The sequence below is a fragment of the Shewanella sp. KJ2020 genome, from assembly GCF_024197625.1.
Classification (GTDB): domain Bacteria; phylum Pseudomonadota; class Gammaproteobacteria; order Enterobacterales; family Shewanellaceae; genus Shewanella.
Map to the genome: position 1 here is coordinate 199,374 of NZ_JAKUKD010000002.1, position 26,579 is coordinate 225,952.

The following is a 26,579-nucleotide window of genomic DNA, read 5'->3' on the forward strand; positions in this document are numbered from 1 at the left end:
AGTGTTGAACAAGCCCGATGCTGGTTGTTGGCACTTTATTATGCAAATAGCTGATTGAGAATTTGTGCTGGCGAAGGTCTTATTTTCAAAGAAACTTTTGTGCAGATATGACCCGCCCTTAGCGAACGAGCTAATATTTTTATCGCTTGTTCATCAAACCGTTATCTAGTCCTCATTCAGAGTGATTGACCCGTTATTCTTATACTTCTCGCTTTAAGCGGTGATGTTAGCGCCTGTCGGTCGATGACGCATATGAACGCTCATAAAATGCATAGCTTGATGGCAACAAGGGCAATAGCGCACGGCTAAGGCACGTTTGACCTCTGGTAATGCGGGGAAAGTGGCTCCTGCGACAGCCAACATCAGTTGGATTTGTTGCCGTAGCTTTTTGGCATTGCCTTGCAGTAAGCCATAGTCTCGTACTCGCCGTAATCCTTTGGGTAACACATGTTGTAATATCAACCACAGAAATTCGACCGCGGGCAAGCTGCGTACTTGTTGGCAGCGGCTCTGACTGTCTTGATAGCTAAAACTCACCTGATTATCGACATGACGACAAATACTGCTGTCGGGTAAAACGCCCCGATAAAGGTAGCGCGATAGATATTGCAGTGCAGGTTCGCCTTTACCTACGAACTGACAATCGACCACCCATTTCGACTGGGATTGATGTGGTAGGGTGAGTTGAAGCGTGTCACTCAGATAAGCCAGTAAACGTGCTCGCCACACCTTGGCAAGATTAAAGGCGTTAAATAAGTAATGGGTTTGACACTTACGCCATTGCCGCTTGCCTGAGTGGTAGCTCCCTGCTGGGATAATGAAGTGCAGATGTGGATGGTAGTCTCTGCGTCGACTGTGAGTATGCAGTACGCCGGTGAAGCCGATGTCACCACTGAGCTTAGGGGAGCGTGCGGCAAAGTCTTTGAGTACACTCGCTGCCACGGTAAACATGGCGTGATAGAACGGCTCGGGTTGCGATTTCGCTATGGCTCTTAATTCAAACGGCAAGGTAAAGGTCACCATAAAATAATTCACCGGTAATAACTTAGCTTGTTGTTTACTCAGCCAGTCACATGTGGTGCCGTGTTGACACTGTGGGCAACTGCGATGACCGCAAGAGAGCGGAAACTCAAGCTGTTGCTCGCAGGTTTGACAACCCCAGCAGCTAACCCTCGCCGTGTTGCAACGACAGCTGAGCATGGCATGGATAGCAGCATGTATTTCTGGGGTGATTTGATGGGCATAACGCCGCCGAAAATCCGCCAGATGTTGGCGTAAAATATTGATAAACTGGCTCATAACCCACACTCCCACCTCAAGGCCAAGTCGTTGGTCAGTTGGTTAATTGCCTCACAGGTATTTTTACGGGTGATATCAGTGAGCCGCGTGTAACGGGCGGTGGTATTCAGGCTGTGATGGCCAAGCAGTGTTTGCACTGAGCGCAAATCGAGTCCTTGCTCCAGTAAATGGGTGGCATAACTGTGGCGTAGACTGTGCGGACTGATGGCTTTATGAATGTTGCACTCGGAAATGACTTGCTTCATGGCTTTTTGGAGCCCGCCTCTGTCCATGAGTGAATCAGGTTGATTATCTTTACCCGGAAATAGCCAACGAGGATGACGGTGGGTGCGCCAATAATAGCGTAAGGCTAACAAGGTGCGTTGAGGTAAAGGCACCAGTCTATCCTTGCCACCTTTAGCATCACGGATATGCACCTGCATGAGTCCTGCATCAATATCCCCGACCTGCAATGAAATCGCTTCACCAAGGCGCAATCCCATGCTGTACAGGGTTAAGAAACAAACCTGATAACGCAGTTGACGCGTGAGGCTGATAACTATCGCGACTTCGCAGGGCGTCAGGATATCGGGCAGGTGTTTCACCTGTGGAGGCTTAACAATATTAAGCCACTGCCAAGATTTATTGAGGACGTGAAAGTAGAAAAACTGCAAGCCGTTGCGGTCGAGTTTGACGGTGCTCCATGAATGTGAGGCAATTAAGTCGGCAAAATAGCGCTTTAAATCATCGGAGGTCAGGGTATCGGGGCAGCAGTCAAAATATGCCGCAATACGGCGTATAGCTCGGCTATAGGCATCAATGGTTGCAGGCCGCTTGCCTTGCAAGGTTAAGTTGGTAAGATGTTGTTCATAAAGTAAATCAAAGCGTTGTTGTTCGTGAATGTCCATGATGATACTCCTAGGTTTGCGACCGAAGCAGGTCGCGTCTAGCAAGTATTTAGGATGAGGGGCAAAAGGATGGTTTTATCTTGTTCCTGCCGCAAAGCGGCTTCGTTCAACAAACGCCTCAAGAGGGACTGTCAACGCGTAGCGTTTCCTGTCTCAATGAGCCACGGTGATTGCAGTTGTTGTGTTGAGTATAGTTGTAGTGCGTTGCCAGTTCTTAGGTTTTAGGCGGACGTTATCTATAGAAATTTAAATTCGACCTAAATTTTAACTCGGAATTGTCCCAAAGCTGACTCGTATCTTCTTAAAAAACTACAGATTACTCCGATGCTAAACAGGTGAGCCATGGTGATTAGCGAGACGACCGTCCGCCCCATGGCCACTTTTTGGCATCCATGCCATCGCGGCATTCGTGAATCCATTCACATCAGACGGACGGTCGAGCATCCAAGGATGGACTCGCTGCGTGTCGATGAGCAAATGCCATGGCTTGCCAAACGTTGTCAATAACTGCCATCTGTAAGCTTTTAATAATTAATACTATTAGTTTGCCTGTTGTATTAGTTTGGTTATGTTTTTGCGGGCTACTGTTCGCAAAAATTTCTAAAAATCCCCAAATCATATCCTTATAAAATAGGGGAGTGCGATAAGGGCTATACCTATAGCGATAAGTAACGCTAGATTGCTGACAAAATAAGGGTAAATCATCAGGGTGAGGCCAACGGCCAGAGGGATGGGAGCGGCTTGGCGTTTGCCGTAGGTGAAAAAACCAAGACCAAAGAGGCTAAAGACAAAACTCCATAGTAATAATGCTGGATTATCAAACACTTTGAGTTCCTCAATGGTTAGCCTAGGTAGGCTTTGACCTTATCGCAGCGTCAAATGGGTCAATCGATTGCTTAAACTATTGGTTAAACGGCAGTGTCGCTTGGTTGAGTCTAATGCTAACTATCCCTCAGCGTAATTAAGCTTTATTCATTTTACTCGCGGCATTAATGCGCTGTTTTTATACAGTGAGGATTCACGCTATAGCTCATATAACTCTAAGGGTAAGCCGTCGGGATCGCTAAAAAAGCTGAATTTTTTACCTGTGTATTCATCAATGCGGACGGGTTCGACAGCGATATGATGGGCATTAAGGCGTGCTATGGCTGATTCGATGCAATCAACGCGAAAGGCGAGATGCCTAAGGCCGCAGGCTTCGGGATAGCTTGGTCGTTTGGGTGGATTGTCGAAGGAAAATAACTCAATTTGGCTCCTATCGGGCAGTTGCAAATCGAGTTTGTATGAGCGGCGTTCCTCGCGGTAATGCTCTGCAAGCACGCTAAGGCCAAGAATAGTCACATAAAAATATTTGGATTTTTCATAGTCACTGCAAATAATCGCTGCATGGTGAATGCCGAGTAACATCGCTTCCCTCTATAGTTTTTAAATGGCTTTGACATGCTTTTTAAATGGGTTTGAGCGTATCACGGTTAAAAAAAGATAGCGTCACAGCTTAGTGTGACGCTATCGGTCGATTGCACTTTTAGCTCGAATATGACCGAAGACAGCGGCGCGAGTTGCAGTTGAACTTGCCCTTCACCTTGTTTAATGACCAACTGCGCCGCATGATCTTCAAGCAAATCCTTCAGCGGATAGGCCCCATCCGTTAACTGCCATTGAGCGATAAGTTGCTTTGGCAGCTTGAGGGATAATGGCTTTGTATCGGTTTGGCTAAAGTTACTGACAATAATCAGCTTTTGGCTCGATTTATCGGCAGTATTTGCCTCAAAGCGGACAAAGGCGAAGGTTGAGTCATCATAACCCGTTGCGGGTTCAGTAGGGCTACGATTCGCGGCATCGAGCGAGTAGTACTGGCCTAAAAGTGCCGGCGCCGTTCGGCCCGTGCTTAAGTTAAGCAGTTTTTGATAGTACGCCCGCAGGGATTTTTCCTGCGCCGTTGATTGGCCGCCATCAAACTTGCCTTCATTCATCCAGCGTTGATGGGCGGGGACACCCGCATAATCAAAGATACTGCTACGGGAGGCTCGGCCAAAACCGAGATCTTGGCTAGCGGCTTCGCCCACTTCTTGGCCAAAATAAATCAGCGTCGGCGAAGTACTTAGGGTGGCCGACACCACCATGGCAGGTAGAGCGTAACGGGGATCGACGGCGCCAGTTGAGGCATTTCCCATCAAACTGCCAAGAAAGGCAGCGTTACCAATACGTTGCTCATCATGGTTTTCTAAAAAGTGCAGCATATGGGAGTCGATATCTTGCACTTTGGCTTGGTCTAAGGCGATTTGTGCGGTGCTTTCTTGCCCCGCCATAACAGCTTTAAGGGTGTCGTAAAGATCGACCTTATCGTACAGATAATCCATTTTGCCAAGCTGAATATAATCGCGGTACAGCTTAGGGTTATAGACTTCCGCCAGAATAAAGGCTTCGGGATGTGTGTGTTTTATCTGGCTATTGAGATAGCTCCAAAACTCAACGGGCACCATTTCGGCCATATCGTAGCGAAAACCATCTACCCCTAAAGCCAGCCAATATTGAGCAATTTGATTGAACTTAATCCAAGAGTTGGGTAATTCACTCGTTCGTTGCTGCCAAAAAGCATAGTGCTGCTCAGCGTCGCGTTTGGCATAGCTTGGCGGCAGACTCGGAAAATCCTGTGTGCCATCGGGACGCACACCGTAATTGATTTTAACTGTCTCATACCAATCATTAATATCGGGTTTAGCGAGGCGTGAGCCATTGCCTGTCCATTTCGCGGGGAGTTCCTTAAATTGGCCATCGCTTAAGGGATGAGGCTCGCCACCTAAGGGTTTTAGGTTTTCAGGTAAGTCTGGCACCTCAAAGCCACGAGGCTGATGCTCTTGAGACTGATGGTTATCTATCACATAGTAAAAGTTATTATGCTTTGTATATTCAAGGGTTTGATTATCGTCTTCGCCAAAGTCGCGCACGCCTTCGGGTTTAGTGATGGAGTGATAATTGCGCGCCACATGGTTGGGTACTATATCGATAATCACCTTTAACCCTTGCTGATGGGTACGCTTAATCAGCGCTTGAAACTCCTGCAAACGTTTTGCTGGATCCACGGCCAAATCGGGATTGACGTTGTAGTAATCCTTTACCGCATAGGGCGAGCCCGCGCGGCCTTTAACCACATCGGGATCGTCGCTGCTCACACCAATCGCGCTGTAATCCCCAATTAAGGCGTGGTGGGGCACACCCGTATACCAAACATGGGTAACACCTAAGCCTTTGATACTTTTGAGCGCAGTGTCATCAATATCATTAAATTTTCCAACACCGTTTTCGCTAATGGTACCCCATGGTTTATTGGTTGGATTCTTATTGCCATAGAGACGGGTAAAAATTTGATAAACCACAGGTTTAAAGCTGTTGGCTGTTTGCTCGGCACTCTCATTTGCCTTTGCTGTATTACTATGGGATGGGTTGTGCTTTGCGGACATCGCTTGAGCGGCATCCTGGGCGACTGAGGTATTGCTTGCAAAGCTACAGGCGGCAAAACCCGCTAAAACCAGTAGGGTTAACCCTTGTTGCCAACGATAAGCACGGCATTGAGTGATTGGCGCTAATGGAAAATTCAATGTGGATTCCTTTGGTACTCAATGGTTGCCAAACAATCGTTTGGCAACCCAGTTAATCATTCACTATTGGTTTTGGATCTCGAGCAGTATTACTCCGGCATGGGGCAGCTTAAGCGGTTGATTAAGCATGATCTTATCCCCCGTAAGTACTGATTTTGCCGAAACGCTGTTACCGAGTACGCTGTTAAAGCGGGCTAAATCCAGCGGCTGTGGTTGGTCATTTTTGTGGTAGATCACCATCACTTTATCCGCATCCGCTTGGTTACAGGCATGCTGTTTTGTTGGGGCGACGTTATTCGTAAGGCACCTAAATTGCACATATACGCCATCCTGCGGCACAAAATGCAGTAAATCACCGGTTTGTAGCGCAGGGGAGTGTTTGCGGTAGTTGAGTAGGGTACGGACAAACTCCTGTGCCTGTAACTGTGTATGGGTTAACCCTTGGCCGCTAAAACCATTGACTTTGCTATTGGCAAATCCGCCGGGGAAGTCGCTACGCACCACACCATCGTGACGGCCTTCTGTCGGACTAGTCATCAACACTTCGGTGCCGTAAAACAGTTGTGGAATACGTTTAGCGGTCAGCACATAGGTGAGTGCCATTTGGTATAAGTCGATATTTTCTTTCACTAAACTGAAAATTCGATTGGTATCGTGATTACCTTCAAATAACACTAGCTTACTGGGTTCGGCATACACTACATCGTTGGCTAACATCTCGTAAAGTTTAATAAAACCTGTGTCCCAGCCCTCTGGTTCATTGAGGCTGGCAATCAATTTTTCATACAGCGGAAAATCCATCAAACTGGGTAAATCTGAGGTATAGCCATCGGTATTGATTTTTCCCTTCTGCCAGTAGGATACGGTAATAGGGTTGGCAGTCCATTCCTCGCCGACAATATTAAAATTCGGGTATTCCTCCATCACGGCCTTAGACCATTTTGCCAAAAAGTCTTTGTCGGCGTAGGAATAAGTATCTTCGCGGATCCCCGACAGCCCTGCGTACTCCGCCCACCAAATACTGTTTTGGATAAGATAGGTGGCAAGTTTGGGATTACCTTGATTCAGATCCGGCATAGTGTCGGTAAACCAGCCGTCGACAAAGTCGGCCTTATCCTGCGCGGCGCCATAGGGATCTTGCACTGTGGTGCGCCTATGGCTGGTATAGCGGGGCATATTCTCAATTGCAGGATTGTTTAACCAATCTTTACTGGGTAAATCCTTAAGCCACCAATGGTTTGAGCCAATATGGTTCACGACTACGTCTTTAATGACGCCAATGCCAAGTTTTTTGGCCTTAGCGACGAGGGCTTGATAATCCTCGTTGCTCCCAAAGCGGGGATCGACACGGTATAGATCGGTAATCGAGTAACCGTGGTAGGAATATTGCGCCTGATTATTCTCAAGCAGCGGGTTTATCCATAACTGAGTCACTCCAAGTTTTGCCAGATAGTCTAACTGCTGGCTTATCCCTGCAATATCACCACCATGGCGGCCATCGGCGTTATCGGGCGCGATGCGCTCCAGCATATCCGCTTGATTATCATTGCTTGGGTTGCCGTTGGCGAATCTATCTGGGGTGATAAGGTAAATCACATCCTTATTGCTAAATCCTTGGCGTTCACGGCTACCCTTAGCCCGCGTTTGTAATGTATAGGGTAGGCGATAGAGAGGTTTTGGATTTGTTGCGCCGGATTGGGTATTGGAAATCAGCAACTCAAAGGTTTGTGGCTCAGCTTGGCTCAGATCTAAATTGATAAAGAGATAGTGAGGATTATCAGTGTGTTCAAGGCTTTTTAGCGTAATACCTTTCCCTTCGATATCCACCTTAAGCTGCTGGGGTGAGCTTGGTAAATCGCGGCTATAGAGCATCAATTGCAACTCAGGATTTTGCATCTCCGCCCACCAGAAAGCGGGTTCAAGTTTTACATTCGATGATATATTCGGCGCTAAGGTGTTTGCATAGGCCGTGTTAAATGAAGAGTAAACCAAGCAGAAGTAAAGCGCTATTAGCCAATATTGACGGATCATAATGTAAGCCTTTTAAAGATAGGTATGTAAAATTCGCTGGCATGATGAATTTTAAAATAGCTGAAATCTAAATAAGCAAAAGCCTGCTTCTAAATTGAAGCAGGCTTTATTCATAATGACTTACAGAGAATAACTAAAACCTAGGAAATACTGTCTACCGAAGTATTGAATAGTGCCTGTTTGGTGCTCTTCACCAAAATAGGTTTTGCTTGGCTCATCGGTTAAGTTATTAATTTGGAATAAAAACTTAAGCCCATTTTCCAGTGCATATGATGCTTGATAATCCACAATTGTTTCAGCATCGAAGAAGGCGAGTTGTGACTCAACTGCAACTTGCTCAGATACATAACCACTGCGATATCTCATGCTCACGCGGGTATCGAATCCGTCCAATGTATAAAATAAGGTTGTATTCAATACATCTTCTGATAGACCTGGCAATGGAATGGTTAAGTTTGATCCACTTAAGTCGGTAGTAAATTCCACTTCACTGTCTGAATAGGAGTAACTACCAGTAAAACCAAGGCCACTCAATGGTGATGGAAGGAAATCAAACACTTGGGTATAACCCAATTCGATACCACGAATATAACCGCCATTGTCGTTGTTGATCGCAGTTTGATATTGACCTTCATCCTTTACAACAGGGAATTCTACGCCATTATCGACAATAGTATCGGGAACAATAAATCCATTACCTTCAAAGTCATAAGGTTGGATTGTGAAGTTGTTGATGAAAGATTTAATATCTTTGTAGAACAAGGCTACAACAACCGCACCTTCAGATTCTTCAAAGTAGTGCTCGTAGGACAAGTCATATTGATCCGCATAGAAAGGATCTAATAGCGGGCTGGTGTTACCCCACGCATTGTACTTTTTATATCCAGGGGTTGCTGAGTCATCATACCAAGAACCCATTCCTGATTTTAATTTATCGATAGGCGGACGTGACATCACTGATGCTGCAGCAAAACGCAGTTGATCATTTTCAGTCAGGTGGAAAGTCAAGTTGAGTGATGGCAGATAGTCAGTATAGGTTTTACCAATTTCGTTACGAATATAATCGGTACTGATCACTCCGAGCTCATCGGTAATCGCTTCGCCTAGACCATAGCCAACTTGTTGTAGACCTTTACTGCTTTGGTCTGTGTGAACAACACGCACACCCAGGTTACCTGTGACTTTAATATCGCCTAAGTCAAAATCAAGATTACCTTGAACATAACCCGCTAGTACGTCTTCATTCACCGAACCACTTTGGATCATTGTCCAGTTGTTAGCCCAGTTTGCCGTTGGGGTAAAGGGAGATTGGCCTGTAGCTGCCAATTGTGCGTTAACAAGTTCAAGCGCTTTATCGAAGTCAATCGCAAGGAAACTAGGGTAACTAGAGAGCTCTCCACCAAAATCGACGACATTTGTCATATCACCATTCATGGCTAGAACAGGTTGATTATCTGGGTTTTTACCAAATTCAAAACCATAACCCGCCTGTGAACGTTGGGCATTAAATTCACGCTCGGAGTAACGTACGCCAAAATCAACTGAAGAAATAAAGCTAGAGTCTAAAACATAGTTAAAGTCTAATTTATAGGCGACAAGATCATTTTGTTGATCATATGGCCACATACCCACTTCTTTTAGGCCCAAAGTTGCCGTATCTGTATAGTCGTTTGAAAAACTGACATCCGCAGGACTTAAACCATTGAGTTGATAATTAACAGATTCGGCCGAACGAACTTCATTACCAATATCATCATATAAGACGGCACGCGTACCACCGTTAACAAATTCACCATCGGCTTTTGAATAGCTAACATCGGCAGCGACGGTTAATGCACCGCCATTATTCCACTCGACATTGACTGAACCCGATGTGAGTTCGGAATACTTAGAGTCGTTATCGTTGATAACGAAAACAGCAAAGTTATCATTACCATCGGTCGATACTGTTCCGCCAGTCATAGAACCATTTTCGACAACCGCATCACTAATAGTGCCATTCTTTAATGACTTAACACGGAAACCACGGGCAAAGTTTTCAGAGGTAAATTTAGAGTGGAAAAGATCGCCCTTGACGCTCAGACTATCGACAGGCTGCCAATGGATCGCAGCCATGTAGCCATCACGGGTATCATCCCCCCCTTTTTGCTGCAGTTCAAAACCTTCACTTATTGATTCTGTAGTGCCATCACCGTTGACATCTTTTTTATCATCATTGAAACGTAAGCCGATGAATTGGCTAGCAACATAAGGTTGGTACAAGTGCGCATAGCCGAGAGCGACCCCAAGCGTGTCTTCAAGGAACTTACCTTGATAAGCAAAACTTAGGCGATTGCCATATTGCTCGGCGTCGGAAATTTCATCGGCTCTGTCATTGAAACTACCGCGGGCATTGATGTTAAATGATTGGTCTTTATCACTTTTAAGAGGGTCTGCAGTTTTTAATTCCACAGTACCAGCAACGCCACCTTCAATGAGTGATGCTTTTGGTGTTTTATAGACGGCAGCTTGGCTAATTAATTCAGATGGGTATTGATCAAACTCAATGGCGCGTTTGCCACCCGTTGTGACTTGTTCATGTCCATTGAGTGTTGCGAATACAAAATCACCATCTAGGCCACGAATATTCAGGCCACTGGCTTGACCGCCGGTTCTCACCGCAGTCACACCGGGTAAGCGCGTTAGAGCATCGGCGATGGATTGATCGGGTAGTGCACCAAGATCATCGGCTGAGATAGATTCCGAGACAGTATCACCAAATCGTTTATCATTGAGCGATTTGATAACACTGGTTCTAAAGCCTTTAACTTCAATTACTTCAATTTCAGCTTCTTTTGCCTTAGCCTCTTTATCTGCCACAGCATCTGCGGCGTAGGAGTGCATGCTAGCACCTGCAGCGACGAGCGCTAAGGTCAGCAAACTGGGTTTAAATCGCATCATATCTTTCTTCCCCTTGAAGTCGCTTTTATCGCTTTTATAGAGCGTTTTATCGTTATCACCGCGTTATCTATGCGGCCTTTTTTGGTATCTCGGCGCTTAATTGACTGCATAAGTGCTGCGTTTATGACCAAATTGTTATGCAACGGTGAAGATACTACTCCCGAGTTTCTCGCTGTCACAATATTGTGCATACGTATTCAATCCGCCTTCGACTCCGCAAACGGCCGCTTTAGGGCAATAAATGCGCTGGGGTAATAGAAAAATTTATCACATAAATCATTGTTAATTATAAACTAAATTTATATTGGTTTTGTGGGCTTTTTGGTGCTCGGCATTGCATACGTATGCAGGTGTATTGAACCTTATTTCCCTCTTCACGTATGCTCGGTGTCACAAAATAAAGTCGCAGCGTCTTTACTCTACAGTAACAATGCCGTAACTGTTGATATGAGTCTTTCTGGGTTAGCTCGCTGAAGAATAATGATAAAGGGGCAACAATGAGTGAGTTAACTTGGTGGCGTGGAGCCGTGATCTATCAAATCTACCCACGCAGCCTTTTGGATACCAATGGCGATGGTGTCGGCGATTTGCGCGGTATTATTACTAAGTTAGATTACATTGCTAGCCTGAATGTCGATGCCATTTGGATTTCGCCTTTCTTTAAATCGCCGATGGCGGACTTTGGTTACGATATCAGTGATTACCGCGAAGTGGATCCGCTCTTCGGTTCGATGCAGGATTTTGATGAACTGATTGAAAAAGCCCATGGTCTTGGCATTAAGGTCATTATCGATCAAGTGTTAAGTCATACTTCAGATCAGCATGCTTGGTTTATCGAGAGTAGAGAAAGCCGGAGCAATCCCAAGGCAGATTGGTATGTATGGGCCGAACCTAAGGAGGACGGCACTGCACCGAACAACTGGCTCGCGATTTTTGGTGGTTGTGCCTGGGAGTGGGAGCCGCGCCGCCAACAGTATTATCTGCATAATTTTTTACGTAGCCAACCCGACATTAATTTCCATAATCCGCAGGTACGCCAAGCTGTGCTCGATAATGTCGAGTTCTGGTTGAAAAAGGGCGTCGATGGCTTCCGTTTAGATGCGATTACCTTCTGTTACCACGATGAACAACTCAGGGATAATCCCGCCAAGCCTAAGGATAAACGTCAGGGCCGAGGCTTCAGTGAAGATAATCCCTACGCCTATCAATATCATTATTACAATAATGACCGACCACAAACTATTCAGTTTATTGAAGATCTGCGCAAGCTTATCAACCGCTATCCCGGTGCCGTTACCTTAGGTGAAGTGTCCGCCGAAGACTCGCTCGCCGTGATGGCCGCCTACACTAAGGGCGAAGATCGTTTGCATATGGCCTACAGCTTTGAGCTGTTAACCGAGGATTATAGCGCCGCTTATATTCGCCAAACGGTTGAAGCATTAGAGGCCAGTATCGGCGATGGTTGGCCCTGCTGGGCAATAGGTAACCATGATGTGCAGCGGGTGGCGAGCCGTTGGGGGCAGGGTATCCCCGATTCGGATTGCGTCAAAATGCTCAATGCGATGCTCAGTTCCCTGCGTGGCAGTGTGTGTAGCTACCAAGGTGAAGAGCTGGGATTAACCGAAGCGCCCATAGAATACCATGAGCTGCAGGACCCCTTCGGCAAAACCTTTTGGCCAATGTTTAAGGGGCGAGATGGTTGCCGTACCCCTATGCCTTGGCAACAGCATGAAGATTTCGGTGGCTTTAGCCAGGTATCGCCTTGGTTGCCCGTGGCCGCAGCCCACCGAGAATTCGCCGTAGATGTGCAAGAAGCCAATCCAGATTCCGCGCTCAATGGTTATCGTCGCTTCCTTGCGTGGCGTAAATCCCAGCCTGTGCTTATCGAGGGGGATATTCAATTTATCGATGCACCCGAGCCGTTATTGGTTTTTGTGCGTAGCTTAGGACAACAGCGCGTGTTGGTCTGCTTTAACCTTATGGATGCAGATACTTCGTTCAGTCTGGCGGGGCTCGAGATACAACAAGCACTCACGGGTCACGGGTTGAAAACCGCGCAATTAGCCGGAGAAATGTTGAAGTTTGCAGCATTCGCCAGCTATTACGCTGTTTTAAAGTAAAAAAGCTTCAGCTTAATTTGGGTGGGGTGGTGTAGATACGGGATCTTTACCTCCTATCCTTGTACGACAAACGCCCTAGGGGCATGGGAAGCAGTGCCGATTTATCCCCATAGATAATAAAAACATTATAGAGAGTACTATTATGGCGTCATCAATTAACACTAGTAGCCCCACGAGCAGCGTGAGCGATGCCGGAAACGGTAACTATCGTTTCGCACTCGTGTCATTGACTTCACTGTTTTTTATGTGGGGTTTTATCACCTGTTTAAACGATATCCTGATCCCGCATCTTAAAGCGGTATTTTCATTGAACTATACCCAGGCGATGTTGATCCAGTTTTGCTTCTTCGGCGCTTATTTTCTGGTGTCTATCCCTGCGGGGAATTTAGTGAAAAAACTGGGTTATCAGAAGGGAATTGTCACTGGTTTAGTGATTGCCAGTATAGGCTGTGCGCTGTTTTATCCCGCGGCCACACTGGCGACTTACGGTTTATTCCTTGCGGCTTTATTTGTGCTCGCATCTGGGATCACCATACTCCAAGTGGCGGCGAACCCCTATGTTAATGCGCTGGGGAGCAGCGAGACCGCTTCGAGTCGTTTGAATTTAACCCAAGCATTTAACGCTTTGGGGACGACGGTTGCGCCATTCTTTGGGTCAATATTGATTTTATCCGTTGCGGCATCGGTTTCGGCGGATTTAGCCCAAGCCAATGCTGAAGCGGAAGTGGTGAAATTACCTTATTTGCTGCTCTCTGCGGCGTTAGCAGTTTTAGCCATCATTTTTGCTAAGTTAAATTTACCCACTATTCGTGAACATACCGAGGGTGCGCTGGGGGAGACTCAGACTCACTTAGGCAAGACAAGCGCACTGCAGAGTACGCACCTTGTACTGGGTGCCGTAGGTATTTTCGTTTATGTCGGGGCGGAAGTGTCGATCGGCAGTTTCCTAGTTAACTTCCTAGGTGAGTCGCATATTGCCGCTATGCCAGAGGAACAAGCTGCTCATTATATTGCCTATTATTGGGGCGGTGCTATGGTAGGGCGGTTTATTGGCTCGGCTGTGATGCAAAAAATTCCCGCGGGAACCGTGCTCGCTTTTAATGCGCTAATGGCGGCGTTACTTGTCGTTATTGCTATGGCCACCAGTGGCAGTGTGGCAATGTGGGCGATTTTGGGGGTTGGCTTATTTAACTCTATTATGTTCCCAACCATCTTTAGTCTCGCACTGCGGGATTTAGGGCCCCATACGTCACAGGGTAGCGGTATTTTATGTTTGGCCATAGTTGGCGGTGCGATAGTGCCATTACTCCAAGGTGTGCTGGCCGACAATTTGGGTATTCAACTGGCCTTTATTTTACCTGTGATTTGCTATGGTTTTATCTTGTTCTATGGCGCCAAAGGCTCAAAAATGTAAGCCATCATTGCTTGTTGAACTACAAAGCGATCCATAGGATCGCTTTTTTTATGGCTTTATCCTGAACGAGGCGCCAGTATGCTTGCGTATTGGGGCTTGACCTCCTATGATCCTCCGGTTTTATCATTCACGGTGACCTTTAAATGTTGAATTCTCCGCTTTCTGCCAGCTCGAACGAATTAGTGATCAGTATCTTAACTATGGTGTTGAGCCAAGGAAAACCCCTAGATCGGGCTTATTCTCAGCATTTTTCTGGGTTGCAACTTGTGCCCGCCGAACAGGCTCGAATCGCCCTAGTGACCGGAGATATTCTGCGCCGCTTGAATCTTTACTGTTTTCTCGCGGAAATTAGCCCAGATGAAATGGAGCGATTCGGTTCTAAATTACTGAACGCTTGGCATTTATTTCACAATCTTGATTTACCTAAAATGCAGTATTCACTGCCAGTGGACAATGCCCGCCTTGCCGAGCGTATCGAACAAGCTAAAGGCAAACCTGTGCTGTGGGACGGTTGTCCCGAGTGGCTCGATGCTATGGGGCATGAGCAGTTAGGCGATGGATGGCAAAAGGAACGGGCGGCTTTAAGCATGGCGCCAAAGCGTTTTTTACGGGTTAACGGCCTAAAAGTGACCCGTGAAGAATTAGCCCAAAAACTTGCCGCAGAATATGTGAGTACGCTGGTGGTACCTGAAGTCGATTCTGCGCTTGAGGTGACCTCTGACTCGGCGTTGTTCCGTACTAATAGCTTTAAAGAGGGTTTGTTTGAGCAGCAAGATGCTGGCTCACAGCGAGTTGCGGCTGCGCTGGATGCCAAACCTGGCATGAGAGTCATCGATGCCTGCGCCGGCGCCGGCGGTAAAACCTTACACATAGCCGCGCAAATGCAGGGCAAAGGGCGTTTGCTGGCCATGGATGTGGAGCAATGGAAGCTCGATAAACTCAAAGAACGTGCCCGTCGTAATGGTGCCCACAATGTGGAGACGCGCCTCATTGCCAGTAGCAAGACTATTAAAAGGTTAAAATTGACCGCTGATCGGGTTCTGCTCGATGTGCCATGCTCTGGATTAGGCGTGTTGAAACGTAATCCCGATGCAAAATGGCGCGATACTGCCGAGCGTTTACCCGTACTGATGGACCTGCAAAAACACATTCTCAATAGCTACAGCCGAATGGTTAAAGTGGGTGGGATAGTGGTTTATGCCACCTGTTCAATCTTTCCCTGTGAAAATCGTGGTCAAATAGACGCATTTTTGGCTGAGAATCCAAACTTTCGCTTAATTGAAGATGAAACGATTAGCCCAGCGGATACGGGCTTTGATGGTTTTTATCTGGCTAAATTGGAACGCATTCAAGAGTAATCACCTTCGCCCTAAAGCCCGTACTCCCTGAGTTAAAAGGTTGCTTTGGGGCGCCTTAGTGCCTAAAATTCACCCTTAGTTTACAAAGGTTGCTGACCTTAGTAACAGTTTATCTGCCCGCTAAACAATTAAGGGATGTATGGACGAAGGCATTAATGTCTCAGTGAAACTCGATGGGATCCCACTCATACTAGACCATGATGTGAGTCTTGAATGTTATAGCGGCATTCTCTCTATGTTGCTTAACGGCGCCCCCCTCGGTGAAATTCTCCACGCGCTTGTGCTTAAAATTGAAGCACAGCGTATTGGTACTCGTGCATCCGTTCTGTTACTCAGCGAGGATGGTAAACGCTTGCTCTTTGGCGCAGCTCCCCATTTACCCGATAATTATAATCAAGCTATTCATGGGGTTGAGATAGGTCCTGATGTAGGCTCCTGTGGTACCGCCGCTTTTACGGGTGAAAGGGTGATTGTTGAAGATATCGCTAATCATCCCTTTTGGGAGAAGTATAAAACTATCCCACTGAGTGCGGGCCTTAAGTCCTGTTGGTCTGAACCTATCAAAGATAGTCATGGCAAAGTGCTGGGGACCTTTGCTATGTACTATGATGAAGTTAAATCCCCTACAACACAGGATTTAACCTTAATTGCCGAGGCCGCAAGATTAGCCAGCCTTGCCATAGAACGTAGCCGTTCTATGGAATTCCAGCGATTAGCCGTGAATATATTTGATCGCCTCCCTTTAGCCTTAGTGATCACCAATGCGTCTAATAATGTGCTATATGCCAACCGGGCATTTAGCCAAATTGTCCAACCCCAAGCACTTGTTTCCCTTGAGTTTAATCCCGCTTTATTCCTCTCACCTTCAGAGCCCCATGAAGTCGATATGCTGTTTCAGCATCTTGCCGAAGGAAAAATGTGGCAGGGTGAGTTAATTGGCCTGCGGGGCAATGGTGAACATTTTCATCTCGATCTTACCGTAACCGTATTTCGTGAACCCCACAGCACTCAAAATGGCTTTGCTTGGCTATTTTCGGATATTAGTGAGCGCAAGAAAGCGGCACAGTTGATTAAATACCAAGCTAATAATGATTCCCTTACTGGGCTTGCCAACCGTAATGCCTTATTCCGGCAAATCCAAGAGCTGATTACCGCCGACAGTTTAACCCCAGGTTTTAGCTTTATGTTGATGGACTTAGATAATTTTAAGCAAGTTAACGATACCTATGGGCACGACAAAGGCGACATGCTATTGATCCAAGTTGTCGAGCAAATTAAGGCTTGCTTGAATGACAGCATAGTATTTTCTCGCCTTGGGGGAGATGAGTTTGCGTTGATATTACCGGGTGTGGTGACCCAAAAAGAGCTTTCACAGCTTGCTGAGACCATTAATAAGCAGGTTTATCGCCGCTATGAATTATCTAAGGATAAAGGCGTTTATAGCTCTGTCAGTATCGGGATCGCACGTTTTCCGGAGGATGCGCTCGATTTAGAGCAATTGTTAAACTGCGCGGATCAGGCCATGTATATTTCTAAGGCAAATGGGCGCAATCGTTATCATTTTTTTACCGAGCAAATGCAGCAAAATGCGGAGCGAATCGCCAATTTACACACTCTGCTTAAGCAAGCTTTAGATCAAAAGGCATTTGAGCTTTATTTCCAACCTATTGTTAATGCAAGTACTGGCTTAATTGTGCGGGCCGAGGTGTTATTGCGTTGGCAACATGAGGGTCAATTTATCCCCCCCGCTGAGTTTATCCCTATCGCCGAGAATAGCGGTTTAATCGTGGATATTGGTCGTAATGTCCGCCGGAGCGTGATGGAAACCATTTTAGAGATGCAGGCCCAGGGCTGGCCCATCAGTTTAGCCATTAACGTCTCTACCTTTGAGTTTTGGTCCCATGAGTTGCAGGATGAGTTTTGTGACTCCTTCGCCGATATTATTGATGATTTAGGCCGAGTGGATTTTCCCTACGAGTTAATTACGCTGGAGATCACTGAATCGCTGTTGATGAAGCAGCATGTGCATTTAATCAAAGTACTGAATGAGTTACGTGGCAGAGGCGTAAAAATTGCCCTAGATGATTTTGGTACTGGCTACTCCTCTTTATCCTATTTAGCCAACTTTCCGATAGATCAGATTAAGATAGATAAAAGCTTTATCGACCGACTAGAAGAGGGTGAACGGCATGAGGCGTTAGTGGAGGCTATAGTGCGTTTGAGCCATGCGCTAAACCTCAGTGTCACGGCGGAAGGGGTGGAGAATGAATCGCAGCTGAGGTTTGTGGTCGCCAATCATATTCAAGAGATCCAAGGTTATCTATTCTATAAACCTATGACTAAGGCGGCTTTTTTTGAATTGCTGGCTAAGCAAGCCTAGAAAGGTTTTTCCCTTTATCTGAATTTGTTCCATTAAAAAAGAAAGAGCGCCTAAGGGCGCTCTTTATGCTTTAAAACAGTAGATTATTTTTTAAAACCAGCAACTTATATTTTAAAGCCCGCAGCTTCGTTTTTAAATCTGCAATTTAGTGCATTAGGCTTTAGGCGTCAGTTGACTGTTGATCACCACACTTAAATAGTCAGTGAAATCGTGCCCGTGATTTTGCAGCATTTTAGGGAACATTGAAATCGGAGTTAAACCTGGAAAGGTATTGATTTCATTTAGTAAAATTTCATTGTCAGCGGTTAAGAAAAAGTCAATACGCGATAGGTGACGCAGCTTCATACCAGTAAAGGCTTTAATGGCATAGGCACGAATTTGATCGCTGATCTCAGCTGGCACATTTTGCGCAACCACATCGGTGCGGGCCTTGCTGTTCTTGGCGTACTTTTCATCGAAGGTATAAAATGTATTGCTGTCGCAGATGATCTCACCCGGCAGCGTTGCCACAATTTCACCCTTGTATTCGTATACCGCGACTTCTAACTCCCTCGCCTTAATCGTTTTTTCAACCACAACATAGGGGGCGTAACCAAAGGCATCCTTGAGCACTTTGCTCACTTTACTGCTGTCATCCACTTTATAGCAACCCACAGAAGAGCCTTGGGATGCGGCTTTGACGAAAATGGAACCCCAGTTTTCGAGCACTGCCTGGGTTTGGGCAATCGCTTCCTCATCGTATTGATTTAAGAAGATATAAGGCGTGTTAGGAATGCCTAGGGCAGAGAACCACATTTTGGCGGTGATTTTATTGAAACAATTACTGCTGGCTTCGGATTCACAGCCAAAATAGGGCAATTGGATCAAATTAAAATAGGATTGAATATCGCCGGTTTCCCCGGGATAACCGTGGATGCAAGGAATAACATAATCCACTGGCCAAGGGGCTTTCGTTTCATCACGAAAGCGGATCTCACGGTTATTCGTGAGTTCACAATCGTCACCCGCCGCGGTGCGGTACTGGCCAAATTTATCCAGCTCAACGCGTAGGACGGAAAACTGATCGGATTTTGCCAATGAGGTTTCAAAATAATTAGCCGACATTAGGGAAATATCGTGTTCCGCACTTCCACCGCCGCACAGCAAAAGTAGATTGATCTTAGACATTGGGATTCCTCAAGTGAGCAAAATCGGAGCGGGTAGCGAACGCTTATCCTGCATCCTATAACATAGCGTTGCCATCTTAGTTTTCTTATCCCCATCAGCGCAAGGGCTGTGGCATAGGACAGTGATCGAGTGGTGAATTTTAACGCAGCATATTCCAAGGGCGCTTTGGCTTAGCGACTAAAATGCAGCAAACGATTATTGGCCGGCATGGAAAAATCCTGTCTGAGCGAAAAACCTTGTGCATTTGCTAGCGTACAGATCCATTCAATATCCCGGATCCCACTTGCGGGGTCACGTTGCCTCAAAAATGCATCAAACTGGCGATTGCTGTCACTGGTAAATTGGCCTTGATAGTTGAAGGGACCATAAATGCACAGGGTGTTTAGCTGCGGCAGATTGGCGCCTAGGCCGCTAAAAAAGGCTTCCACCATCTCTTTACTCATAATATGTAAGGTATTAGCGGTGAATACCGCATCAATATCGGGCGAGAGACTATGGGTTGGCCATGGCTGGGTGACATCAAGGCAGAGCGGTAAGCGTATATTTGACGCGGGGTTTGGTAACAGGGCTTCCTGCTCGCATCTGGCTTTGATAGCCTCAAGATACTCAAGCTGATCGCTGGTTTGCCAAATCAGATGGGGTAGATTAGCCGCAAAATAAACGGCATGTTGCGCCGTGCCACTGCCAATTTCGAGCACATGTTGGCTTTGGGAAAAGGCCTGTGTTAACAGGGCTAGAATTGGCGCTTTGTTGTTTTCACAGGCTTGGGAAAAGGGCAGTGCTAACATAATATAATTTTTAACCTATTGGTTTGTTTTATTAAATTTTAAGTATCTTGTATTGCCGCTTGAATTGGATATCTCTATTCATTCCCACTGGCAGGGCTAAGAGTGGGAGTATGAAGAGTGGAAAGTGTCGGTATCGCCCTATAACCTAAGCTAGTAGCCTAACCCAAGCGAGGGGAAAGCGTAAGTCTCTATATCCCTCCTTGACGTCATTTTGAACTTAGTTATACTCGCAATATTGAACAAGTGTAAAAAATATAAAACAAATTAAGCTTGCCATCCTCGGATACTGGTACTGATCGGCTGCCACTATCAAGACTTAAACACTATTACCGACGACTTTTTGCCAAAGGAATGTTATGCCCGCAGAACGCTGTGCCTCCTACTACAATGCCACCATTAACCAAGAGTCTGATTATCCTGTGCTTGAAGGCGACATTCGAGTCGATGTAGCCATTGTCGGTGGCGGGTTTACCGGTGTGGCAACGGCGCTGGAGTTATCCGAGAAGGGCTACAAAGTGGCGCTTATTGAAGCCAATAAAATTGCGTGGGGCGCGACCGGACGCAACGGTGGGCAGGTGACGGGCAGTTTGTCCGGCGATGTTGCGATGACAAAACAGCTGCGCCGCCAGATTGGCAGTGAAGCTGAAGATTATGTGTGGAATATGCGTTGGCGCGGTCACGACATTATTAAAAATCGGGTGGCCAAGTACGGCATCGACTGTGATTTAAAGTTTGGTCATATCCAAACCGCCTACCAGCCAAAGCACATGCAGGAGCTTAGGGGTATGCATGATGAGGCGCAGCGCCGCGGCATGGGTGAATTTATGACGCTGGTATCCGCCGATGAAATGCCCGCCTATTTAGGCTCGCCCTTGTATCACGGTGGCTTAGTCAATCGGCGCAACATGCATTTGCACTCAGTTAATCTATGCCTGGGTGAAGCTCGCGCCGCAGCAGGTCTTGGGGCATTAATCTTTGAACACTCACCCGTACTTGATATTAAGGAGGGCGATCTTGCTACCGTTATTACCGCCAATGGCAAAGTGCGCGCCAACAGTGTGCTGATCGCGGGGAATGCCTACCATAAACTCGCCCGTTCAAAACTGCGCGGCATGTTGTTTCCTGCATCTTTGGGCAATTGCGCCACGGCAATTTTGCCCGATGAGATCGCTTTGCAACTTAATCCGCAGGATTTAGCCGTGTACGATTGCCGCTTTGTATTGGATTATTATCGCCTTACCGCAGATAAACGGCTGATGTTCGGCGGCGGCACTAATTACAGCGGCCGCGATCCTAAAAATGTGGCGGCGGAACTGCGGCCCGCAATTGAGCGCACCTTTCCACAATTAAAGGGGGTGGATATCGAATTTGCCTGGGCCGGAATGGCGGGCATTGTGATTAATCGTATCCCGCAGCTCGGTAAAGTGTCGCCTAATGTATTCTATTGCCAAGGCTATTCTGGGCACGGTGTGGCGACATCGCACATTATGGCCGAGATCATGGCCAATGCGATGGATGGACAACTGCGTGAGTTTGACTTGTTTGCCGCCATGCGCCATACCCGCATCCCGTTAAATGAATGGTTTGGCAATCAAGCGCTTGCCTTAGGCATGTTGTATTACACCATGCGGGAAAATTGGCGTTAGTTCGCGCCGTGTTGCCTGCTACCAATCAATCGGCTCAAACATCACTTAATTTTGTTCGATGAGTTTTTCGGCAAGGTAATCGACTAATACGCGGACCTTGGCCGATAAATGGCGGTTTTGTGGATAGAGTGCCCAAATGCCTTCTTTGGCTTCGCGGTGACCGTCCAGTAAGGAGAGTAAACGTCCGGCTTGAATATCTTCTTCAATATAATAATCAGGCAGTTGTACTATTCCAATGCCCTTAAGCGCCGCATCCCTTAAGGCGTAGCCGCTGTTACAGTTGAGATTGCCGCGCACTTTAATATTGCGCTCGCGGCCATTTTCCACAAAGCGCCAGTAATTATGATTCCCGATCAAACAATTGTGTTGATTGAGTTCGGATAAGGTATGGGGCTGACCGTATTTTTCCACATAACTGGGTGAGGCCGCCACATAGTGAGTGCGACTGCTAAGCGGTTTGGCCATCAGGCTAGAGTCGGCAAGTTTGCCGAGGCGAATCGCTAGATCATAACCGCCTTCAATCAAGTCCAAGGTGCGATTGGTGAGGTCAACGCTAAACTCAATACTTGGATATTGCACCATAAAATCATTGAGTAACGGCATGATAAACTTCTCGCCATAGGCGACGGGCGCCGTGAGTTTGACTAAGCCTTGGGGTGAGTCCTTTAGGTTTGAAATGGCGCGCTCGGCTTCTTCTAACCCCGTTTGTAATTGGCGGCAATGGCGATAATAAATCGTACCTTCTTCGGTGAGCGATACTTTGCGGGTGGTGCGGTAAAAGAGTTTTGTGCCGAGGCGATTTTCCAATGCCGTGATTTGGCGACTTACGTGGGCGATAGAAATATTGAGGCGCTGTGAGGCCAAGGTAAAGCTTTCCGTCTCGGCCACGGCGACAAACTCAGAAATACCATCCCAGAGATACATTATTGTTACTCGGTAAAAATGAATTGCAAGAATGCTAGATTATCAATCATTAGGAAATAAATACAATCAGGTTTATCTATAGCCCCTTTATATAGCCCCTTTATATAGTCCAGCCGTTTTTGGGGATACGAGTCACTGCATACCAGAGGAAGGAATTAACATGTCAAATCAAGCACCACAGTTTATTAAATCAAAGGCCGCCGTTGCTTGGGGGCCGGGCCAGCCACTAAAAATTGAAGAAGTGGATGTGATGCTGCCTAAAGCGGGCGAAGTCTTAGTGCGCATTGTCGCCACAGGCGTGTGCCACACGGATGCCTTTACCCTGAGCGGTGATGATCCTGAAGGGGTATTTCCTGCGATTCTAGGTCACGAAGGCGGCGGTATCGTTGAGCAAGTGGGCGAGGGCGTGACCAGCGTACAAGTGGGTGATCATGTGATCCCACTTTATACCCCAGAGTGCGGCGAGTGTAAGTTCTGTCTATCGGGCAAGACGAACCTATGCCAAAAAATTCGGGCGACCCAAGGTAAAGGCTTAATGCCCGATGGCACTACGCGTTTTTATCTCGATGGCAAGCCTATTTTCCATTACATGGGCTGCTCGACCTTCTCTGAATATACTGTGTTACCTGAGATCTCATTGGCTAAAGTCAATAAAAGCGCGCCATTAGAAGAAATTTGTCTGCTGGGTTGCGGCGTAACTACAGGTATGGGCGCTGTGATGAACACGGCCAAAGTGGAAGAGGGCGCGACCGTGGCGATTTTTGGCCTCGGCGGTATCGGTTTATCGGCGGTCATTGGGGCGACTATGGCTAAAGCCAGCCGCATTATCGCGATTGATATCAACGAGTCAAAGTTTGAGTTAGCCAAAAAACTCGGCGCGACCGATTGCATCAATCCAAAGAATTTCGATAAGCCTATTCAAGACGTCATTGTTGAGATGACCGATGGCGGCGTAGATTACTCATTCGAGTGTATCGGTAACGTCAACGTGATGCGCAGCGCCTTAGAGTGTTGCCATAAGGGCTGGGGTGAGTCGGTGATCATCGGTGTTGCTGGCGCAGGACAAGAGATTTCAACCCGTCCATTCCAGCTTGTTACGGGCCGAGTATGGCGCGGTTCTGCCTTTGGCGGCGTGAAAGGGCGCTCTGAACTGCCCCACATTGTTGAGCGTTATTTAGCCGGTGAGTTTAAGCTCGATGATTTTATCACCCATACTATGGGGCTTGAGCAAATCAATGAAGCGTTCGAGCTGATGCACCAAGGTAAGAGCATCCGTAGCGTGATCCATTTTGATAAATAAGCGATTTTGCATTTTAAGTTGATGCATCATCTAATCATCTAGAGGTGACAGACCAGCAGACAGGGGCAAATCTGTCTGCTGTGTTGCCAACTGAGCAGATGACTAACGCTAAGACAAGCGCTAACAGATTGAGCTTAAAAGGACTTGTATGACCATAGAAAATATCAGTTGTAACAAGAGTTTCGGCGGTTGGCATAAGCAATATCGCCATCAATCTCAGTCGTTAAACTGCGAGATGCGCTTTGCTATTTATCTGCCGCCAGAAGCGGTGAATAAACCTGTGCCTGTGCTGTATTGGCTCTCAGGTCTAACCTGCACCGATGAAAACTTTATGCAGAAGGCGGGTGCCCAGCGCATGGCGGCTGAACTTGGGATGGCGATTGTCGCCCCCGATACCAGCCCTCGCGGTGACGATGTGCCCGATGCGGCGGATAAAGCCTACGATTTAGGTTTAGGCGCTGGGTTTTACCTTAATGCCACTAAGGCGCCGTGGAATCGCCATTACAAAATGTACGATTATATCGTCCACGAGTTGCCCGCGTTGATTGAAGCGCATTTTCCTGTGACTACCCAGCGCGCCATATCCGGCCATTCTATGGGCGGCCATGGGGCTTTGGTGATTGGTCTGAGTAACCCACACAGATATAGCTCCATTTCGGCCTTTAGCCCGATTTCGAATCCAAGTAATGCGCCTTGGGGCATTAAAGCCTTTAGCGAGTATTTAGGTGAAAATCGTGAACATTGGCGCCAGTACGATGCCTGTGAATTGCTTAAGCTCGCGATTAGTGAAGTGCCAGTCCTGATTGACCAAGGTGAAGCCGACAGCTTTTTAGACACCCAATTGATGCCACAATCGCTGGTGGATATTGCCCATGCTAAGGGTTATCCCTTAGATGTGCGGATGCAGCCGGGGTACGACCACAGCTACTACTTTATCGCCAGCTTTATTGAAGAGCACCTTAAGTTCCATAGCTTGTACTTTAAGCCTTAAATAGCCGATTCAGCAGTCATGCCGATGCGCTAAAACAAAAATGCCGCTACTCAGTGAGTTGCGGCATTTTTTATGGTGCTATTTAAGCGGTTAGCGAAAGTGAATTAACACTCAGCACTTAGCACTCAACAATGTTGACCGCTAAACCACCTTTGGCAGTTTCTTTGTATTTGCTGCGCATATCTTTGCCTGTATCCATCATGGTTTTGATCACTTTATCCAGTGAAACCTTATGGTTACCGTCACCGCGTAAGGCCATACGCGAGGCGTTGATCGCTTTGATCGCGCCCATGGCATTACGTTCGATACAAGGTACTTGCACTAGGCCGCCCACGGGATCGCAGGTTAAACCTAAGTTATGTTCCATGCCGATTTCAGCCGCGTTTTCAACGTGCTCAACCGTGCCTCCCATGATTTCAGTCAGAGCGCCAGCGGCCATAGAACAGGCCACGCCCACTTCACCTTGGCAACCGACTTCGGCGCCAGAAATTGAGGCATTTTTCTTGTACAAAATACCAATCGCAGCAGCAGTTAATAGATAACGGGCGCAGACATCGATATCCACTTCTTGTACGAAGGTATCGTAATAGCATAAAACCGCAGGAATAATCCCAGCTGCGCCGTTTGTGGGTGCTGTCACTACGCGATCGCCAGCGGCATTTTGCTCGTTGACCGACAGGGCGAATAAATCGACCCAATCCATAGCGGTTAATGGATCGACATTGTTACGGCCTTCGGCTTTCAGGCGGCGGTATAGCGCAGGGGCGCGGCGACGCAGTTTTAGGCCTCCGGGTAAAATACCTTCCTTCTGATAACCGCGTTCGATACAGGTTTTCATCGTCTGCCAAATATTCCACAGCTTGGCTTTGACTTCCTCTTCGCTGGCTAAACTCAGTTCGTTCGCCATCATCAAAGAAGAAATGCTAAGACCTTGTTCGCCACATAATTCCAGTAAGTGAGCCGCACTCACAAAATCAAAAGGTGCCGATTCAATTTGTGATGCCGGTGAAGCATTGCGTTGGCTAATTTCATCTTCATCTAAGATAAAGCCGCCGCCGACAGAATAGTAAGTGCGTTCGAAAATGCATTTGTCTTTGCTATAGGCGTATAAGGTCATCGCATTGGCGTGGGCTGGCAGGGTTTTACGTCTGTGGTAGGTGATACCGTCTTCACGGGTAAATTTAACGATTTTACCTGTGCTGAGTGTCAGGGTTTCACTCTTAGAGACATGCTCAAGGATGCCATCTATGCTGTCGGTCTCTACGGTTTCAGGATCTTCACCCATCAGGCCTAAAATAACCGCTTTACCTGTACCGTGGCCTTTACCTGTTTGTCCGAGGGAGCCAAAGAGTTCGGCTCTTAGTTCATCCACTTGGGAAATAAGATCGCCGTCGGCGAGGTGCTGCATAAAAATTTTGCCCGCTTTCATTGGGCCGACAGTATGTGAACTCGAAGGGCCAATGCCGATCTTGAACATATCAAATACGCTAATCATGGTTGAAGTCCTGTTGTGTCTTACTTTTTATTCTAGTCTGAGCCCACGGGATTGCTCGCCGTCCGGTATAAAGCAGGCTAGCCTTGTTGACGTAAACTCTGGCAAACTGCAGGCAGCTTTTCGACGGGATCTGCTTGTGTGATACTCTTGCTATCAGTATCACATAGAACCATGCGACAATTCACATTAGTTTTTTTGATTTGAAAGTCTTCGGATAAGTTGAGCTTAACTCGCCATGTC

Annotated in this window: 19 protein-coding genes; 7 read left to right on the forward strand and 12 right to left on the reverse strand. The window is 46.9% G+C overall.

The window, feature by feature from the left end; translation table 11 throughout:
* Positions 1-213: 213 nt before the first annotated feature.
* From MJO46_RS01160 to MJO46_RS01195, 8 genes are all read right to left on the reverse strand, one after another.
* A complete protein-coding gene (locus MJO46_RS01160; protein WP_253987747.1) occupies positions 214-1,299 on the reverse strand; it encodes an IS91 family transposase in 1,086 nt (361 codons plus the stop codon).
* Positions 1,296-2,186, reverse strand: a complete 891-nt coding sequence (locus tag MJO46_RS01165) for a site-specific integrase (protein WP_253987748.1) — start codon at positions 2,184-2,186, stop codon at positions 1,296-1,298. The genes MJO46_RS01160 and MJO46_RS01165 overlap by 4 nt, the downstream gene beginning before the upstream one ends.
* A 327-nt stretch (positions 2,187-2,513) precedes the next feature.
* Positions 2,514-2,690: a hypothetical protein gene (locus MJO46_RS01170; RefSeq protein WP_253987749.1), complete on the reverse strand. Its 177-nt coding sequence runs from the start codon at positions 2,688-2,690 to the stop codon at positions 2,514-2,516.
* A gap of 111 nt (positions 2,691-2,801) precedes the next feature.
* Positions 2,802-3,011 (reverse strand): hypothetical protein, encoded by a 210-nt coding sequence (locus tag MJO46_RS01175; RefSeq protein WP_253987750.1) that lies wholly within the window; start codon positions 3,009-3,011, stop codon positions 2,802-2,804.
* A gap of 198 nt (positions 3,012-3,209) precedes the next feature.
* Complete coding sequence (locus tag MJO46_RS01180; RefSeq protein ID WP_253987751.1) at positions 3,210-3,593, reverse strand: VOC family protein; 384 nt, start codon at positions 3,591-3,593, stop codon at positions 3,210-3,212.
* Between the two features lie 65 nt (positions 3,594-3,658).
* Positions 3,659-5,785 carry an alpha-amylase family protein gene (locus tag MJO46_RS01185; RefSeq protein ID WP_253987752.1) on the reverse strand — a complete coding sequence of 709 codons (2,127 nt, stop codon included), beginning with the start codon at positions 5,783-5,785 and terminating at the stop codon, positions 3,659-3,661.
* 63 nt (positions 5,786-5,848) lie between these two features.
* Positions 5,849-7,816, reverse strand: a complete 1,968-nt coding sequence (locus tag MJO46_RS01190; RefSeq protein ID WP_253987753.1) for a glycoside hydrolase family 13 protein — start codon at positions 7,814-7,816, stop codon at positions 5,849-5,851.
* 120 nt (positions 7,817-7,936) lie between these two features.
* Positions 7,937-10,756 carry a TonB-dependent receptor gene (locus MJO46_RS01195; RefSeq protein WP_253987754.1) on the reverse strand — a complete coding sequence of 940 codons (2,820 nt, stop codon included), beginning with the start codon at positions 10,754-10,756 and terminating at the stop codon, positions 7,937-7,939.
* A gap of 497 nt (positions 10,757-11,253) precedes the next feature.
* Between MJO46_RS01195 and MJO46_RS01200 the strand changes: the two genes are divergently transcribed.
* The 4 genes from MJO46_RS01200 to MJO46_RS01215 all read left to right on the forward strand — a co-directional run bounded on the left by MJO46_RS01200 (position 11,254) and on the right by MJO46_RS01215 (position 18,028).
* Positions 11,254-12,876, forward strand: a complete 1,623-nt coding sequence (locus tag MJO46_RS01200; RefSeq protein WP_253987755.1) for an alpha-glucosidase — start codon at positions 11,254-11,256, stop codon at positions 12,874-12,876.
* Positions 12,877-13,018: 142 nt separating this feature from the next.
* The gene (locus tag MJO46_RS01205; RefSeq protein ID WP_253987756.1) at positions 13,019-14,290 is read left to right on the forward strand and encodes a sugar MFS transporter; all 1,272 of its coding nucleotides are present in this window, start codon (positions 13,019-13,021) and stop codon (positions 14,288-14,290) included.
* Positions 14,291-14,433: 143 nt separating this feature from the next.
* A complete protein-coding gene (locus MJO46_RS01210; RefSeq protein WP_253987757.1) occupies positions 14,434-15,648 on the forward strand; it encodes an RsmB/NOP family class I SAM-dependent RNA methyltransferase in 1,215 nt (404 codons plus the stop codon).
* 139 nt (positions 15,649-15,787) lie between these two features.
* Positions 15,788-18,028: an EAL domain-containing protein gene (locus tag MJO46_RS01215; RefSeq protein WP_253987758.1), complete on the forward strand. Its 2,241-nt coding sequence runs from the start codon at positions 15,788-15,790 to the stop codon at positions 18,026-18,028.
* Between the two features lie 153 nt (positions 18,029-18,181).
* Here MJO46_RS01215 and MJO46_RS01220 read toward each other — a convergent pair whose 3' ends face one another.
* Both MJO46_RS01220 and MJO46_RS01225 read right to left on the reverse strand, forming a co-directional pair.
* Positions 18,182-19,195 carry a D-alanine--D-alanine ligase gene (locus tag MJO46_RS01220; protein ID WP_253987759.1) on the reverse strand — a complete coding sequence of 338 codons (1,014 nt, stop codon included), beginning with the start codon at positions 19,193-19,195 and terminating at the stop codon, positions 18,182-18,184.
* Positions 19,196-19,365: 170 nt separating this feature from the next.
* Complete coding sequence (locus tag MJO46_RS01225; protein WP_253987760.1) at positions 19,366-19,983, reverse strand: DUF938 domain-containing protein; 618 nt, start codon at positions 19,981-19,983, stop codon at positions 19,366-19,368.
* Between the two features lie 356 nt (positions 19,984-20,339).
* Here MJO46_RS01225 and MJO46_RS01230 point away from each other — a divergent pair, with 356 nt between their 5' ends.
* Complete coding sequence (locus MJO46_RS01230) at positions 20,340-21,629, forward strand: FAD-binding oxidoreductase (RefSeq protein ID WP_253987761.1); 1,290 nt, start codon at positions 20,340-20,342, stop codon at positions 21,627-21,629.
* Between the two features lie 45 nt (positions 21,630-21,674).
* Here the strand turns inward: MJO46_RS01230 and MJO46_RS01235 are convergent, their stop codons facing one another.
* Positions 21,675-22,553 (reverse strand): LysR family transcriptional regulator, encoded by an 879-nt coding sequence (locus MJO46_RS01235; protein WP_253987762.1) that lies wholly within the window; start codon positions 22,551-22,553, stop codon positions 21,675-21,677.
* Between the two features lie 160 nt (positions 22,554-22,713).
* Here MJO46_RS01235 and MJO46_RS01240 point away from each other — a divergent pair, with 160 nt between their 5' ends.
* Entirely contained in the window at positions 22,714-23,853 is a 1,140-nt protein-coding gene (locus tag MJO46_RS01240) for an S-(hydroxymethyl)glutathione dehydrogenase/class III alcohol dehydrogenase (RefSeq protein WP_253987763.1), read from the forward strand.
* Between the two features lie 148 nt (positions 23,854-24,001).
* Positions 24,002-24,844: an S-formylglutathione hydrolase gene (gene fghA, locus MJO46_RS01245; protein ID WP_253987764.1), complete on the forward strand. Its 843-nt coding sequence runs from the start codon at positions 24,002-24,004 to the stop codon at positions 24,842-24,844.
* A 118-nt stretch (positions 24,845-24,962) separates the two neighbouring features.
* On the opposite strand, the gene MJO46_RS01250 is transcribed toward fghA, so the two are convergent.
* Entirely contained in the window at positions 24,963-26,339 is a 1,377-nt protein-coding gene (locus MJO46_RS01250; protein WP_253987765.1) for an L-serine ammonia-lyase, read from the reverse strand.
* Positions 26,340-26,579: the final 240 nt, after the last annotated feature.

Excerpts from the sequence above, each read along its gene's own strand:
- MJO46_RS01160 (WP_253987747.1), bottom strand. The coding sequence starts at position 1,299 with ATGAGCCAGTTTATCAATATTTTACGCCAACATCTGGCGGATTTTCGG.
- MJO46_RS01165 (WP_253987748.1), bottom strand. The coding sequence starts at position 2,186 with ATGGACATTCACGAACAACAACGCTTTGATTTACTTTATGAACAACAT.
- MJO46_RS01180 (WP_253987751.1), bottom strand. The coding sequence starts at position 3,593 with ATGTTACTCGGCATTCACCATGCAGCGATTATTTGCAGTGACTATGAA.
- MJO46_RS01190 (WP_253987753.1), bottom strand. The coding sequence starts at position 7,816 with ATGATCCGTCAATATTGGCTAATAGCGCTTTACTTCTGCTTGGTTTAC.
- MJO46_RS01195 (WP_253987754.1), bottom strand. The coding sequence starts at position 10,756 with ATGATGCGATTTAAACCCAGTTTGCTGACCTTAGCGCTCGTCGCTGCA.
- MJO46_RS01200 (WP_253987755.1), top strand. The coding sequence starts at position 11,254 with ATGAGTGAGTTAACTTGGTGGCGTGGAGCCGTGATCTATCAAATCTAC.
- MJO46_RS01205 (WP_253987756.1), top strand. The coding sequence starts at position 13,019 with ATGGCGTCATCAATTAACACTAGTAGCCCCACGAGCAGCGTGAGCGAT.
- MJO46_RS01210 (WP_253987757.1), top strand. The coding sequence starts at position 14,434 with ATGTTGAATTCTCCGCTTTCTGCCAGCTCGAACGAATTAGTGATCAGT.
- MJO46_RS01215 (WP_253987758.1), top strand. The coding sequence starts at position 15,788 with ATGGACGAAGGCATTAATGTCTCAGTGAAACTCGATGGGATCCCACTC.
- MJO46_RS01220 (WP_253987759.1), bottom strand. The coding sequence starts at position 19,195 with ATGTCTAAGATCAATCTACTTTTGCTGTGCGGCGGTGGAAGTGCGGAA.
- MJO46_RS01225 (WP_253987760.1), bottom strand. The coding sequence starts at position 19,983 with ATGTTAGCACTGCCCTTTTCCCAAGCCTGTGAAAACAACAAAGCGCCA.
- MJO46_RS01230 (WP_253987761.1), top strand. The coding sequence starts at position 20,340 with ATGCCCGCAGAACGCTGTGCCTCCTACTACAATGCCACCATTAACCAA.
- MJO46_RS01235 (WP_253987762.1), bottom strand. The coding sequence starts at position 22,553 with ATGTATCTCTGGGATGGTATTTCTGAGTTTGTCGCCGTGGCCGAGACG.
- MJO46_RS01240 (WP_253987763.1), top strand. The coding sequence starts at position 22,714 with ATGTCAAATCAAGCACCACAGTTTATTAAATCAAAGGCCGCCGTTGCT.
- fghA (WP_253987764.1), top strand. The coding sequence starts at position 24,002 with ATGACCATAGAAAATATCAGTTGTAACAAGAGTTTCGGCGGTTGGCAT.
- MJO46_RS01250 (WP_253987765.1), bottom strand. The coding sequence starts at position 26,339 with ATGATTAGCGTATTTGATATGTTCAAGATCGGCATTGGCCCTTCGAGT.